Source organism: Pararcticibacter amylolyticus, assembly GCF_003130405.1.
In the GTDB taxonomy this organism is placed as follows: Bacteria; Bacteroidota; Bacteroidia; order Sphingobacteriales; family Sphingobacteriaceae; genus Arcticibacter; species Arcticibacter amylolyticus.
In genome coordinates this window covers 71,716-86,198 of the sequence record NZ_QEAS01000023.1, presented here as the reverse complement: position 1 = coordinate 86,198, position 14,483 = coordinate 71,716, and the positions used below count along the sequence as shown (strand labels likewise).

11 protein-coding genes and 1 pseudogene are annotated in these 14,483 nt (G+C 45.9%); 11 read left to right on the top strand and 1 reads right to left on the bottom strand.

Features of this window, described 5'->3' with window-relative positions; genetic code table 11:
* The 5 genes from DDR33_RS21750 to DDR33_RS21725 form a co-directional block, all read left to right on the top strand.
* Window positions 1–447 (top strand): hypothetical protein (locus DDR33_RS21750; RefSeq protein WP_238387893.1); only part of this gene is annotated, 447 nt, incomplete at its 5' end.
* 231 nt (window positions 448–678) lie between these two features.
* Window positions 679–1,581, top strand: coding sequence for a hypothetical protein (locus DDR33_RS21745; protein ID WP_109417917.1), 903 nt, complete (start codon window positions 679–681; stop codon window positions 1,579–1,581).
* A gap of 239 nt (window positions 1,582–1,820) precedes the next feature.
* Window positions 1,821–2,576, top strand: a complete 756-nt coding sequence (locus tag DDR33_RS21740) for a hypothetical protein (protein ID WP_109417916.1) — start codon at window positions 1,821–1,823, stop codon at window positions 2,574–2,576.
* 62 nt (window positions 2,577–2,638) lie between these two features.
* On the top strand, window positions 2,639–4,021 hold the full coding sequence (locus DDR33_RS21730) for a hypothetical protein (protein ID WP_146198825.1): 1,383 nt from the start codon (window positions 2,639–2,641) through the stop codon (window positions 4,019–4,021).
* An 89-nt stretch (window positions 4,022–4,110) separates the two neighbouring features.
* The gene (locus tag DDR33_RS21725) at window positions 4,111–4,848 is read left to right on the top strand and encodes a hypothetical protein (protein WP_109417913.1); all 738 of its coding nucleotides are present in this window, start codon (window positions 4,111–4,113) and stop codon (window positions 4,846–4,848) included.
* Between the two features lie 142 nt (window positions 4,849–4,990).
* On the opposite strand, the gene DDR33_RS21720 is transcribed toward DDR33_RS21725, so the two are convergent.
* Window positions 4,991–5,182 (bottom strand): cold-shock protein, encoded by a 192-nt coding sequence (locus tag DDR33_RS21720; RefSeq protein ID WP_109417912.1) that lies wholly within the window; start codon window positions 5,180–5,182, stop codon window positions 4,991–4,993.
* Window positions 5,183–5,403: 221 nt separating this feature from the next.
* On the opposite strand from DDR33_RS21720, the gene DDR33_RS21710 reads away from it, so the two are divergent.
* The 6 genes and pseudogenes from DDR33_RS21710 to DDR33_RS21685 all read left to right on the top strand — a co-directional run.
* Window positions 5,404–5,994 carry an RNA polymerase sigma factor gene (locus DDR33_RS21710; protein WP_109417910.1) on the top strand — a complete coding sequence of 197 codons (591 nt, stop codon included), beginning with the start codon at window positions 5,404–5,406 and terminating at the stop codon, window positions 5,992–5,994.
* A gap of 86 nt (window positions 5,995–6,080) precedes the next feature.
* Entirely contained in the window at window positions 6,081–7,199 is a 1,119-nt protein-coding gene (locus DDR33_RS21705; protein ID WP_109417909.1) for a FecR family protein, read from the top strand.
* 273 nt (window positions 7,200–7,472) lie between these two features.
* Window positions 7,473–10,733, top strand: coding sequence for a SusC/RagA family TonB-linked outer membrane protein (locus DDR33_RS21700; protein WP_158280829.1), 3,261 nt, complete (start codon window positions 7,473–7,475; stop codon window positions 10,731–10,733).
* Window positions 10,734–10,759: 26 nt separating this feature from the next.
* A complete protein-coding gene (locus DDR33_RS21695; protein WP_109417907.1) occupies window positions 10,760–12,184 on the top strand; it encodes a RagB/SusD family nutrient uptake outer membrane protein in 1,425 nt (474 codons plus the stop codon).
* A gap of 40 nt (window positions 12,185–12,224) precedes the next feature.
* A complete protein-coding gene (locus DDR33_RS21690) occupies window positions 12,225–13,406 on the top strand; it encodes a TlpA disulfide reductase family protein (RefSeq protein ID WP_109417906.1) in 1,182 nt (393 codons plus the stop codon).
* Window positions 13,407–13,529: 123 nt separating this feature from the next.
* A pseudogene (locus DDR33_RS21685) lies at window positions 13,530–14,483 on the top strand (glycine-rich protein); the annotation flags it as partial.

Below are 14,483 nucleotides of genomic sequence, written 5' to 3'. Positions count from 1 at the left end.
GGGTCGTGTGCTGTGATGAAGAAAGTACAGCGGGAAAGATCAGATAGTATAGTTGCAAGCACCGGCAGAGTTTCGAAAAGCTTACTTAACAGCAGCGTCCTTAAGGAGGGACGACTGCTGTTCGTAGAGGATTCATCCGATCATAGGTATGTCACGGAAATTATTCCCATAGGAGAATTTCATTATTCTCCGGCTGATGGTTTCAGGGGCACGGCATCGCACGTTACCTTGAGCGGCCGGGTGAAGAGCACTTCTGTCAAACGTGATTCTGCGAATGTGTTACAGGTGCTAAGTACGTTGTTAAGGACTGATAGTAGCGGTAACCGAAAGGTGCAGGTTCTGGAAAGTACTGCAGCAAAAGAGGTGAAACGGCCGGGAACGGGTTATTACTGGTGGTTATTGCTTGCGGGCGGTATACTCGTCTGGAAGTTTCGGCGTAACAGGTAGAAAGTTAACCTATGCCTAAATTACCCTTTTGGGGTATTGTTTCGCCTGGGCTTATCTCCGTTTTTTGTTAGTAAATCAAAATGACCGGAGAAAATAACTAGTCGATAGCACACTCACCTGTTAACATATGAAAGTAAAGATACCGCCGTGATAAAAGATTGGACTAGTTAGCCAAATAGACTTTACTTACAGGGAATTAATAAAATATATAAACCATTAAATTCTAAGATAATGAAAATCGCAGTAATTTCAGAAGGATATGACCCCAAGACTACTATAGCTGGTCAATATAGCCTTCGTCCACTTTGTTTTACACTGAAAAACGGAGCGACTGGCAAAAAATTAAAAACGCAGATTCAACAAGAGACTAATCTATTGACGCTTCCGGCTTGGGATTTGTCTGACAAAGAGAATGGATATGAATTTTTAAAACAGGCACGGGAGCACATTCGGGGTTCCGGCGACTGCCCGGTTGTACTGATAAAGATATATAATCCCAGCGTTAAAGCAACTGACGTTTATAACGAACTTCAAAATGACTTCCCTTCTCATGGCTTTATATATTGGCTTGACAAACGTATACAGAATCCTGAGCAGTTTCTAAAGTCATATAGGGGATATCCCCCTGACGGCCAAAGAATAACTTTTGATCATCATGTTAACTTCATCGGGGTCTACCTTGAAGATGAACTATATACATATAATGATCAGCAGAACGAAAGATTTCGTCAGGATTATTTAAAGTATCCTGATAGAGCAATAATAGATGTGGATGACGTAGAACGTGGAATGCGGGAATACATCAGGGATGGCTACATATCGCCCAGTAAAATGGTGAAGCTTTTTAAGATCAAAGTAACAACATTAAACGCCGGTAAGCCAGAGAGCGTTCAGGACGGTGGAATGGAACTTGAATCAGAAGGAGATCTACCCGAAGCAGGCGAACAGCAAAATGTTCAGATCCCCGAAGGAAATTCTATCGCTTCGCTTTTGAATCAAAATATGAATAGTGACATAGTGCCCCAAAATGCTGACCAGGCTGTACAAAGCTATCAGAACAACAACCAGAATAATTTTCATAATCCGGAAGAAAGCAAAGACCCGGAAGATGATATGGCTGATGAACACCATTGATGGTAGCTCTCTTATTGTTAATGATCTGTGGCCTAATGGCAGTCGATGGAGGAATACAACAGCTACTTCCCGACGACGATAAAGTAGTCGGAGTGCCTTTGCCTCCCAGCTAAATTATTGAATATGAAAATGGCGAGACCACCATAAAAAATACTCTGATGATGATTCAATCATTACATGACCGGTAATACAAAGTTTAAAATGACATTTAATACGAACGCATAATAGCAATCATTCAAATGAAAATAGGAGTATTAACTTCCGCAGACATGACCAGGGCATTTATATGGTCTAAAAATCTCTACTTTCCGGACGCAACGCCAGATATACACCGTTACACTAAAGAGCAGGGCGACCTGGGCATCTTCACAGATAACTGGCTCAAAACCGGCGATTTCCCGCTTGCTTATATAGAAATAAATGTGGCTAGCCCCGGTGGTGAGCGCTCTTTTTCTAATCTGAAAGTTCTGTCTCAGAATACGGATAAGGCCGTTGCTTTTTTTTATGAAACGGGGTATTCAGGCGCAAAAGTGCCTTTTGAAGGTGATATCCCTCCAAATTTTCTAGGCGTTTACTCTAGGGCCGGTTTATCAAATGAAAATCCCGAGTTCAAGGCCGCCATAGAGAAGTATCTTGGCAGTTTTCCCGGAGATAAGCCAGAAACAGCGTTAGAGCTTTCGAAGGCCTTCGTTCGTGAACCAAAAATCGATAAATCAAGCGACTACTATAAAGAGAAGGCATACCTGGAGAATCTTCCGGATGGGGAAACAAACTATACAGGCGATGTCGAGGAAAAGCCGGATGCACAATTTCAAAAGTCTATATCTCCTGTTCCTGATTTTTGGAATCCAGGTATGAATAACAGTGATGTAAATGCAGCAGCGCCGACTGTTGCCGGGACGGTAAATCAGTTTACAAAAACCAACAACCAGGATTTTAAAGGTCCGGAAGAAAGTAAGAATCCGGAAGATGATAATGCCGATGATCATGATTAATGACGAAGGCTGCAGAAATATCCGCTGTAAATTCAATTATGTAAAATTCAAAATCTAAAGTTATGTCAGATACAACATCCCTATTCGATCCATTTAGCACCCCGCTTCCCGCGATTTGTAATGATCTTCCCCCGGATTATATTCCACCCCAGGCAACTGCAGGTGCTACTCCAACCTTGTCTGATGCTAGTTTCATAACCTGGTTCAACTCCATTTCTTCAGTGGTAAGTAATCTGATGTTCGCAGTGCCCGAAATTGGAATCCCACTATCTGCTGCAGTATCAGGCATTAAGGAAATTTTTGATAATGTGACTTCGAGTTCTGCTCCTATGTCAGACATGATGAATACTTTGTTGGCGCAGATCACTGATCTGGATCGCCTGTCGTCGATTAATCATGATACTTCCCAGGTTAGTACTGTTTATAGTACTATTAAAGGCAATTTAGAGGCTTGCAACATCGGGCAGTATGGCGACGATAAGCCCATACCTCAAGATCTTGCTACATATAAAGGTGATGGATCCCAGGATGATCATCAAAGCCTTGCCGACGCGTTCCAGAACCTTAAAAGTCAGGTTAAGGGCTACAAAGGAGACCTCGTGGATGCCATAGGGGATATTGAGGGGTATCTTGATCCGAACACAAACGACATTGCATCCAGGGCTGAAGCTTTGCCCGCTTACATCGGATCTGCCCAGGTACATATTACTTTGTACCAAATTTACATGGGTTTTTTTGCCACGCAAAATACTTCAAAGGAAGACCGCCTGGCTGAAATGCGTCTTTATATCATTAAGCTAAAGCAATACACCTATTGGGCGATATCAACCATGAATGACATTTGTGCCTGGATCAATAGCAGTCGGTTGAGCTTAATTAGTCCTGTGAGCTATTGCATAAATATTGGACCTTTAAGTTTGGTACTGGCATATGGTGTAACGTTCACAGATAAAAATGAAACGAAAGTACCCAATTGGGTCAGCCCGGTCGGTCCTAACCAGGATGAGCAGTCTGAAACTCTGGGCATAGACCGCGACCTGTATTTATGGCCTACAGGCGAAAGTGCATATCCCTATGTTCCGGAGGTAGCAGGAGAGACGGTAACAGGTCATGACAAGATTAATGACATATTTGTTACGGTAAGATACTTGACCGAAGATATCGTTACTAATGATTACGCGACATGGGTAAAAGATATTATGGATGACATTGCTTATCCCCAGGCGGTTACCCATATAAAGATTGATCACGAGTCATACATTCAGGCAGCGATTCAGGAACAGCAGGTTAAGTATCATTTTACAATGTCAACATCATTTAAAACAAATCATGTTGATCTGTGGATGAATACGATGCAATCGTACAATCATAACTTACCGGACAGCAGTAAGGTTCCCGGGATTGCCGATTTGCCATCAGCTTCATCTTCTCCAGGTAATAGTTAATCAAATGATCCGGGCCGGAAAGAGTTTGGTATGTAACTCAATTCTTTCCGGCTGTATAATTTAGGAAGACAATCAATTAGGCTAGCAAAATGAAGGTACAAATTGCATTTATCGGTAGTACAAGCGGACCAGATGTAGAATGGTCATTAAAGCGGCCTCAATGTTTTTTAAGAAATAGCGTGGAAGTGCTACGAAAGCTTCTGCCGGTTGCTCCGCAACCCGGGCACGTAGAGGATGTGCAAAAGGAGGTTATTGATTTTCTTGGACGCGACCCGGTCGCTAAAGATTATCCTATTGTGGCTGTGAAAGTAAATCTGGGTACGGCAAGCAATATCCCCGCTTTTCCGGATCACATGCTGGAAAAGGCCTTTCCGGAAAAGGGATTTATATATTGGTTTCAGTTGGAAGGAAATGCTGAAGATGCTCAAACAGTGATGGATGCAGATATAGATGATGCTCCTTCTAACTATCTGGGCTGCTATTGTGTTCAGGAGGTATGGGGCCCTCAATATCACTTATGGCAATCAAAATATCTCGATTGGGTAGAGGATTCCGACAAGTTATCAGCAGAACAGAAGAAAGTACTGACAGAAAATTTTATTCCCCTGCAGGTTGACGATGCGGACGCTGCGGATGAGCATCAGGATGTACTGTCTATCCTGGCCGATGAAATAGAAACAAACCCGGGAACTTCTGATACTGTGTCTGATGCAGGGAATATGGATCAGGCGGAGCATTCCTTCATACTAAATAATTCTTCGGAGTTTCCTGATCAGGAGGCTGCTGCAGGAGAAAATAATAATGATGAAGCTGAAGGTCCGGTTTGACCTCGGGTTGGCAGGAGTCTATTGATAAAGAAACTCGATGATAAGGAACTATAAACACTCAATTGAAGCACCGGAGGGTCTATTAAACGAAAAAAGCATCCCCCCTGTAAGGGAGAATGCTTCACGCTTAAAATATATTATTTTAAGCGATTGTCACATTTACCGCGTTAGGTCCTTTACGACCCTGTTCTACCTCATACTGTACGGTATCGTTTTCACGGATATTGTCAGTAAGGCCAGAAGAATGAACAAAGATTTCGCTGTCACCGTTCTCTGGTGTAATAAATCCGAAACCTTTAGTTTCATTGAAAAATTTTACTGTTCCTTTTTGCATTTCAAAAATATTAAGGTGTAAATATGAGTAAATAATTGGGAATCAAAGAATTTGCTTTTTTTGTGCCCGTGTATGCCGGGGCATTTATTTGTTTTTTGTCTGAAGTAAACTACTGCCTCTGACTGAAGGCTTAACCATGGGGCTTGTTTCCAGCCGGCCCATGTTGGTTTAATTATTTTAAATTTCATGTTAAGTTTATTAAATTCGGTTTATAAACGGACATGGCGGACTACAGAAAGCTTCAGGACCAGCAACTGGTACATCTTTTACAGAATGGCAGCCATGAAGCATTCGGCGAAATTTATAAACGCTACTGGGCCTTACTTTACAGAAACGCCAGGAAAATGCTTCAGGATGATCAGGATGCCACTGATGTGGTACAGGAAGTGTTCACATTGCTCTGGGAAAGGTATCCGGTCATAGAAGTGGAAATCTCGCTGTCTTCTTATTTGTATTCGGCTGTCAGGAATAAGATTATCAATATTATTAACAGGAATAAACTAAAGAACGGTTATGCTGCTTCGCTCCAGCAGTTCCTGGCTGAAGGAAGCAGGGTGACTGAGAATGAAGTCAGAGAACGGGAGTTTGCTATCGAGATAGAGAGGGAAATAGCTAATCTTCCTGATAAAATGCGGCGGATCTTCGAACTTAGCCGTAAACAACATCTTACCTATAAAGAGATTGCTGAAGAAGTGAATGTTTCTGAAGGTACTGTGAAGAAACAGGTGTATAATGCTCTTAAGATTCTTCGTTTTAAGCTTGGTTCGTATTTTTTTCTTTTCCTGATGTTTGTTTTTTATCCTTTCAGGTAGAATTTTATAAAAAAAATTATTTCCGTCTACCACTTCAGTGCCGGTTCTTTGTCTTATTCTCAAAATTCCGGTAATCCGGCTGTCCGATGGAGAATCAACAGGCAACAGAACTACTTGAGAAATATGAGAAGGGCCTCTGCACGCCGCAGGAACGCGCTATCGTAGAAACCTGGTTTACAAAGGAACTTGCGAAGCACAACCTGGTATCTGCAGATATTGATTATGAAAGTAAGGAAGCCGAGATTTACAGGAATTTGCCGCATTCCGCGAAATACCGGCATCTTCGGCCGCGTCTTATAGCTGCCGTTGCGGCTTCTGTTCTTATTCTGCTGACTGCAGGCTTCTATTTTTTTACTACCTATACTACAAGGCAGGAACAGGAAAGGGCGATAGCACAATTGAAGCCAGGAAGCGATAAAGCGATCCTCACTCTGTCCGACGGGAAAAAAATCGTTCTGAACGATTCGGGCAACGGAACATTATCTGAAAAAAAGAACGTCAGGATAATAAAGAATAAGAGCGGGGATATCACCTTTCAAAATACAGGTTCCGGCACACCGGGACAGGAAGCTGCTTCTAACACTTTATCCATTCCCCGCGGCGGACAATGGCATATTGTTCTTGCCGACGGTACGCATGTCTGGCTGAACTCAGCATCATCTCTTACTTTTCCGGACGTGTTCAATGGAGCCAGGCGGGAGGTATTTCTTTCGGGCGAAGCCAGCTTTGAAGTGGCCGCCGATAAACAACATCCCTTTATTGTTCATAGCCGCCTGCAGGAGACTGAAGTGCTCGGGACTCATTTCAACATCAATTCTTATATTGACGAGCCCTTTGTTGTAACTACCGTGATGAGCGGAAAGGTGAGGGTTAGCGGCGGGCGCGGAAGCCTGGTGCTTAACCCGGATCAGCAGTGTTTATCCTCGGGGGAGACATTTCATTCGAGGACGGTGAAAGCAGAAGATGCCGTAGCCTGGAGACATAATCTTTTTCAGTTCAGCGGAGCAGATATCTATACCGTTATGCGGCAGTTTGCCCGGTGGTACGACGTGGATGTTGAATTCAGGGGCCGTTTTCAGAAAAACCAGTTTACAGGCCGGATATCCAGAGGTGTTGCGGCATCTGAAGTGTTCGGCATGCTCCGGAGGTATGGAATAACAGTGAAGGTTGAAAACAGGAAAGTAATAGTAAGCGGGGCAGAGTGACCGGCCGCGCAGGTATCAATTTAAATATACGAAATGGTAAAACTTCTACGACTGCAAACGGGCTGAGCGTCCCGGGGGAGCCTGGAATAACCGGAAAGCGTTTGCAGACGCTTCCCGGAATTGTTCGGGTTAACCCTTCCGCATAGCGGAAAATTCACTTAAGGAAAGAAAATCAGTATTAACCCCAAACGGTACAAATTTATGAAATTTCGTGCTCTTAGCATGCGTATGTCCATTCCGGACGATTTAAACTTCCGAAAACTTTTATTGGTTATGAAGTTCACCACATTTCTACTGGTTGTTTCCCTGCTTCAGGCTAGTGCTGCGGGATATAGCCAGATTAAGTTATCCGAAAAAAATACGGCCCTCGAAAAGGTCCTTCATTCGATCAGTCTGCAGAGCGGGTATACGGTTTTTTACGACAGACAGGATATTAAGGGCTTCAGCGTCAATATAAACATGAATAATGGCTCGCTCGAAGAAGCGCTCCGGAATTGCTTTTCGGGTCTTCCACTGCAATTCGATATCAGGGAGAACACGATCTTTGTTTCCAGAAAAGAGCTGGGCCTGGCGGAAAAGATCAGCAGCATCTTTATGAAAGTGAATGTCAGGGGCAAAGTGGTGGATGAAAGCCGGCAGCCTGTTCCGGGTGCAACGGTGAAACTCAAGGATGGAAGCCTGGCTACGACCACTGATAAGGATGGTATTTTCGTCCTGAATAATGTCGACAGCCGTGCGGTTCTGCAGATTTCCTTTATCGGCTGTGTTCCGAGAGAAATTCCGGTTGAGAGCGTGAAAGGGACACTGGTGATTATGCTCAGAACAGATGTCAGCAAGCTCGACCAGGTGCAGGTGGTCGCCTATGGTACCACCACCAAGCGGCTGAATACAGGGGACGTGACGACCATCACAGCGGCTGAAATCGCGCGGAATCCTGTTAACAATGTTCTGGAAGTATTACAGGGAAGGGTGCCCGGGCTGGAGGTTCAGCAGGCGACAGGTCAGCCGGGAGGAGCATTCACTTTACGGCTCCGGGGTGCAGCCAATTTTTCTTCGGGCGCGCCGCAGCCTCTTATCATTATCGACGGGGTCCGTTATCCCGGCGGAACCTTGCCAATGTCGGCTAATACACTTTTCGGCCCGGCGGGTTTCATGGGAGGGGGCAGTGGCCTGAATTATCTGAACCCGAATGATATTGAGAGTGTCAGCGTGCTGAAAGACGCTGACGCCACCTCTCTCTACGGATCATCAGGCGCTTATGGGGTGGTGCTTATTACAACGAAAAAGGCAAAAGCCGGCCCTGCAAGTCTCACTGCCAATATTTATTCAGGGGTTTCGGTACTCGGTGAAACGCCCGGGCTTCTAAACACGGAAGAATATTTGATGCTGCGCAGGGAAGCGCTGAAAAACGACGGCACCACACCTGGATCGTCTGACAAGGACATCAATGGAACCTGGCCGGAAGATCGTTACAACGATTATAGAAAGGAGATGCTGGGCAGTTACGCTCAGAATACGAATATGAATGTCAGCTACAGCGGCGGGGGAACAAACTCGAGTTACCTTGTCAGTGGCAGTCTGCGCAATCATGGTAATATCCAGCGGCACAACGGCTCCTCGCGCGACGGCTCTCTCCGGTTTGCTTTAAATAGCAATACCCGTGACGAGAGATTCAACCTTGCCCTCACCGGGACTTATCTTTCGTCTGTCAACGATATGGTACCCGCCGATTTCTCCCAGGCTGTGGCTCTGAGTGCGCCTAACGGCCCGTCGCTGTTCCTGCCTGACGGGTCGATCAACTGGTCGGAAGGCACCAGCAGTATTGCCAGTAATTTCAACCGCCAGTATAACAATGCAACTAATAATCTGCTTGCAAATGCCGTGTTGACCTACCGGCCGGTAAAGAAACTGACTCTTCGTACAAGCTTCAGTTACAATAACCTCTCCAGTAACGAGTATATCGGCTCACCAACGACTACCATGGCGCCAACTTATAGCAATGCTGCTGCCGAGACTCATAGTCTTGCTCATCATTACGACGTGCGGAATGTAACCATAGAGCCATACGCGGAGTTCGCGACAATTATTGGCGGCAAAGGTGATTTTAATTTCAAGGCGGGAGGCCGGATTGATAACCAGCTTAATTCATCCAGTGAGATTCATGGAGTGGGCTTTGCTTCTGATGCGCTTCTTTCCAATCCGTCGGCGGGTACAACTGTGACGACAACGTATATTAAGACGCCTTACCGGGGACTCGGGGCCTATGCTATTATGAAGTTTATCTGGAATCAGAGATACTTGCTGAACCTGAACGCCAGAAGAGACGGTTCTACAAAATTTGGCCCCGGCAGGAAATTCGGCAATTTCGGTTCTGCCGCGGTCGCCTGGATCTTCAGTGAAGAGGATTTTATAAAGAACAATCTCAGTTTCCTGAGCTATGGAAAGCTGAGGGGCAGCACAGGGACCGTAGGCGGAGATGCTGTGGGCGATTTCGCTTACCTTTCTATCTTTAATTCTGCTTCGGGTACTTACGCCGGAAAAACCGGGCTGCTTCCGGGGCGTTTGGCAAATCCTCTTCTTAGTTGGGAGAAGAATAAGAACTCGGAGTTTGGCCTGGAACTTGGCTTTTTCAAAAACAGGGTGTACCTGGAGGGAAACTATTACCGGAATATCGCCACCAATCAGCTAATTGGCCTGCCTCTTCCCGGGATCACCGGGTTTGGTTCAATGCCTGTCAATTCGGATGCCACGATCAGGACAAGTGGATTCGAGATGAGCCTGAATACAAGAAATATTGAGACTAGCAATTTTTCCTGGTCCACCAGTTTTAATATATCGGTTCCTAAAAGTAAACTGGTCAAACTTCCTGAAAATCGTGTTCTAAATGAAAATTATGTTGTTGGGAAGCCGGTTACGGGCATTTTGCTCTATAAATATGCTGGTATTAATCCTGAAACGGGTTATTTCAGTTTTACAAATGCTGCCGGTGTAACCGCTGACTACAACAGCGGATTGACCAATGCTGACAAAACGGAATTTCTGGACCAGGCGCCGCGTAACTACGGTGGTATCCAGAACTCCTTCAGGTATAAAAAGCTGTCAGTTGATATATTCATTTCCTATACTAACAGGATGGGCCGGAATCTATTGTCGCAAAATGGGTTTCCTTTTGGATATATGGGGCTGAGCGGCGGCCGGTTCTGGCTTGATCGCTGGCAGCAACCTGGCGACGTTACAGATGTACCAAAGGTGAGCGCGAAAATTTCAGACTGGGGCAGGTACACCAATTATTTTGTTAACAGCACGGGCGCTTATAGCGATGCTTCTTATGCCAGGCTGCAGAATGTCAGCCTGCGGTACAGGTTCGGCGAAAAGTCTCTTACGTGGTTTCATGCAAAAGACCTGTCTGTATATCTGCAGGGCCAGAACCTGATGACATTTTCAAAGTTCGGAGGCCTGGATCCGGAAAATCTGAAGGTGGGGGTTATTCCGCCCATGCGGGTATTTACTGCCGGACTGAATGTTACTTTCTAAATTGTTAAGACTTTAATGGCAAACTCATGGAATTCCGTTTTAATATAAATCGCTTAATTCTAATCTTAGCTGCATTATGCAGCCCTCTGCTCAATAGTTGTGAAAAATACCTGGACGGTACAGATCTTTCTTCGGGTACCATTGCCGGGACTGAAGCTTTTGTGTCTGATAATTCTGTTTCCGCTATTGTAACCGGCACATTTCTGAACATGGCGTCTTCCGGCCCCTTAAATTTTCCGTCGTTAACAGGGTTGTATACAGACGAACTGGTGCCGCTGCCTTCCACCACCAGCAATACCCCTAACTGGTCTTCTTACCAAAATGCTGTGCAGGCCTCTAATATAAATTTCTGGACATCTGCCTATAACATGATTTATGCTGCCAATGCTGCTATCGAGGGAATTAACACGACTCCTGCAATGCTTTACAATAAGAGTCAGTGGCTCGGCGAAAGTTATTTCTCACGCGCCTTTATTTATTATTACCTGACCAATCTTTATGGTGACGCCGCACTTACTCTCACAACAGATTATACGGTAAACAGCAGATTACACCGGGCGCCTCAGCCGGAAGTTTTTCAACAGATCATTGCAGACCTGAAAACGGCTAAGGGCTATTTGAGTAATGATTACAGAAATGGTTATGGTACAACGACTAATGATCGTGCAAGACCTAACAAGTGGGCTGCGGGAGCGCTGCTTTCTAAGATCTATCTGACAATAAAAGACTGGAAAAACGCTGAATCAGAGGCCGATTCCATTCTCAGCAACGCTACTTACCAGTTGGTTACACCTTCCCAGGTGTTCCTGACGAATAGTAAGGAGACTATATGGGCACTTGCGCTAAAGAACGATGAGAAAACGTATGAATACAGTTTATATAATAATAATATGCCTGCGATCGTAACGCTGGAGCCTAAAACTTATTCGGTACAGGTTTGTCTGAGCGGCGGCCTGCTCAGCCTGTTTGAGGCTAACGACGCCCGGTACAGTGCATGGGTAAGGACCACTACTCATACGGGGGTTTCTCCATCAGTCGATTATTCGTTTCCCAATAAATATAAATCAGGCACTGCCGGGGCAGAGCGTTCTGTGATGCTGCGGCTTGCTGATATTTATCTTGTCAGAGCTGAGGCACGGGCGCGGCAAAACAAGCTGGAAGAAGCGAAGTCGGACCTGAATGGGGTTAGGGCAAGAGCCGGGCTCCAGGGTACTACCGCCGGAAATCAAACCGAACTTCTTGCAGCGATCTGGCGTGAACGGAGAGTAGAGCTGTTTACAGAGCTTGGAAACCGCTTCTTCGATTTGAAAAGAACGAATACAATCGACGAGGTGATGACGGCGCTTGCTCCTCAAAAAGGCGCTGTCTGGAGTAGTTTTAAGCACGTGTGGCCTATACCTCAAAATGAACTGACGTATGGGCCTAACCTGGTTCAGAATCCGGGCTATTAGTTTTCTTATTGTTTTCAGAATCTGATCAGCAGAATTAAGAATGAATTTAAAAACACTGGCGGCCGTAATACTTGGAGTATTTATGGCCGGAACAAGCATTGCCCGTGAGCAGAGTTACCGGGTGCTGGTACGGTTACCTGATTTAAGAACTCCCTCTAAAGCATATCTGGTATTTTCTTATGGCTGGACGAATCAAAAGATTATCGATTCTGCGGAGATGAAAAACGGACGCTGCGTTCTTTCAGGGAAAGTGAACGGGCCTCAGAAAGTTCATCTGGTGGTCACGCGCGACAAGGAGAATATCCATAGCTATCACCCCCGGGCAGATGCCCGGGTTATTTACCTGGAAGATGGTACTATTTCTGTCACCGGCAAAGATTCGGTTAAAACCGCCCGCGTTAGCGGGACAAGGACGAATCTTGATTATCGGAGCTACTACAGAACGGTTGTAGCTCCGGGCGACAGCCTGTTTGAATCATTAAAACCTTTGTATATCAGGGCAAACAGCGGGGCGGCCGGTGATCCGGAATCCAAGAAATTGCTGGAGAAACGGATTCATAAGGCTATCCAAAGGCGCGATTCATTGAAATATGTATATATTCAGCAGCATCCCGGCTCTTATCTCAGCCTGGAAGCACTCACTGAACTCGGCGGCCCTGAGCCCGGGTCAGATAAGTTTCGCCGCCTTTTTTCATCGCTTTCGGAGAGGATTCAGCAGAGCGGAGCGGGTATGCGGTTCGCTGCTTTATTAAGTGAGAAGCGGCCGGGATCTATAGGGACGGTGGCTCCGGACTTCGTTCAAAACGACGTAAACGGACGTCCGGTGAAATTGTCGGATTTCAGGGGGAGATATGTGCTTCTCGATTTCTGGGCCTCGTGGTGCGGGCCTTGCCGCGCGGAAAATCCCAACCTCGTTAATGCTTATTCTTTATACCGTGACCGGAATTTTACAATCCTGGGCGTCTCCCTTGATCAGCCGGGAAAAGAAGAACTCTGGCTGCAGGCTATTAAGAAGGATGGGTTGACCTGGACCCAGGTTTCCGACCTGAAGTTCTGGAATAATGAAGCGGCTAAGCTTTACTCTGTCAGGAGCATTCCTCAGAACTTCCTGATAGATCCTTCCGGCGTTATCATTGCGAAAAACCTGAGGGGCGAGGCACTGATGATTAAGCTTAAGGAGTTACTTGGGGATACGCCTGCAAAGGGGGGACCACCGTACTAAGCCTGTAAACACTTGAACTCAAGAAATCACGTCTCCCTGTGATCATTTAAGAGTTTATTTATAGCTCGTATTTAATGAAACCCAAACGGGGCCAACGCGTATACACGCCGACAAACATATCTTATGATGAGCATTAAACAAACGATCGCCTTATTCATTATTTTAGTTTCTCTTTCGCCGCTGCGCGCACAAATAGCATTTTCTCCTGGTATGTTCGGAGTTCATCATAGAAGCAATGCACCTAAGATTGATTTTGAAAACCTCACCATCAATCCAGGGTCGGTAGTAACCGCGACTATTCTTGTTACTCCCCAGGCTGGTGTGGTTGTCACCCAAAAAGGACTCTGTTATTCAACCGCTCCTGCTCCCACCATTGATGGCACAAAAACGACCAATGGTGGTGGTAATGAGCGCTATTATCCGGTTATTTCTTCTTTAACCGGGGGTGCTATATACTATGTGAGGCCTTATGCCACTATCGGCACTGTAACATATTATGGCTCCGAAAAACGAATGGTAGTCTTCTATTACACTGGCGGATCACAGAACTTTACCGTCCCTGAGGATGCCGGTACCGCTAAAATACGAATACTCGGAGCACAGGGAGGGAGCAGCTATAGTAGCTCTCCCGGGCTTGCTGCTGGTGGCCTTGGTGCTTTAATGGAAGGTGTTTTTTCCCTTACCCCGGGCAGCCAGATTACGTTCGATATAGGACAAAAAGGCGGCGACGGCTATCCGTTTTATGTGGTGGGCAGCGGAGGGGGAGGCGGAACCTTTGTCTACTCCGGAACGACATCTAAAATACCCCTCATCATAGCTGGAGGCGGCGGCGGAGGGATCGTATTTAACTCCTCCCAACGGGCAAACGGACAAGACGGACAAGCAGGCTCCGATGGAACCTCTGGTATAGGTTATGAGGGTGCGTCTACGTCGGGAAGAGGCCAGGGCGGCTATGGGGGATCGAGCGCATATGGAGGTGCGGGAGCCGGATGGTACTCAGCAGGTACCACTACCTCCGGGAAAGATCTGAGCGGCAAAAGAAACCCCTGGCTCGGTGGAAATTCCGGAAGTTCATAC

Bases quoted from the DNA above. Each gene is read 5' to 3' on its own strand.
- DDR33_RS21745 (WP_109417917.1), top strand. From the start codon at position 679: ATGAAAATCGCAGTAATTTCAGAAGGATATGACCCCAAGACTACTATA.
- DDR33_RS21740 (WP_109417916.1), top strand. From the start codon at position 1,821: ATGAAAATAGGAGTATTAACTTCCGCAGACATGACCAGGGCATTTATA.
- DDR33_RS21730 (WP_146198825.1), top strand. From the start codon at position 2,639: ATGTCAGATACAACATCCCTATTCGATCCATTTAGCACCCCGCTTCCC.
- DDR33_RS21725 (WP_109417913.1), top strand. From the start codon at position 4,111: ATGAAGGTACAAATTGCATTTATCGGTAGTACAAGCGGACCAGATGTA.
- DDR33_RS21720 (WP_109417912.1), bottom strand. From the start codon at position 5,182: ATGCAAAAAGGAACAGTAAAATTTTTCAATGAAACTAAAGGTTTCGGA.
- DDR33_RS21710 (WP_109417910.1), top strand. From the start codon at position 5,404: ATGGCGGACTACAGAAAGCTTCAGGACCAGCAACTGGTACATCTTTTA.
- DDR33_RS21705 (WP_109417909.1), top strand. From the start codon at position 6,081: ATGGAGAATCAACAGGCAACAGAACTACTTGAGAAATATGAGAAGGGC.
- DDR33_RS21700 (WP_158280829.1), top strand. From the start codon at position 7,473: ATGAAGTTCACCACATTTCTACTGGTTGTTTCCCTGCTTCAGGCTAGT.
- DDR33_RS21695 (WP_109417907.1), top strand. From the start codon at position 10,760: ATGGAATTCCGTTTTAATATAAATCGCTTAATTCTAATCTTAGCTGCA.
- DDR33_RS21690 (WP_109417906.1), top strand. From the start codon at position 12,225: ATGAATTTAAAAACACTGGCGGCCGTAATACTTGGAGTATTTATGGCC.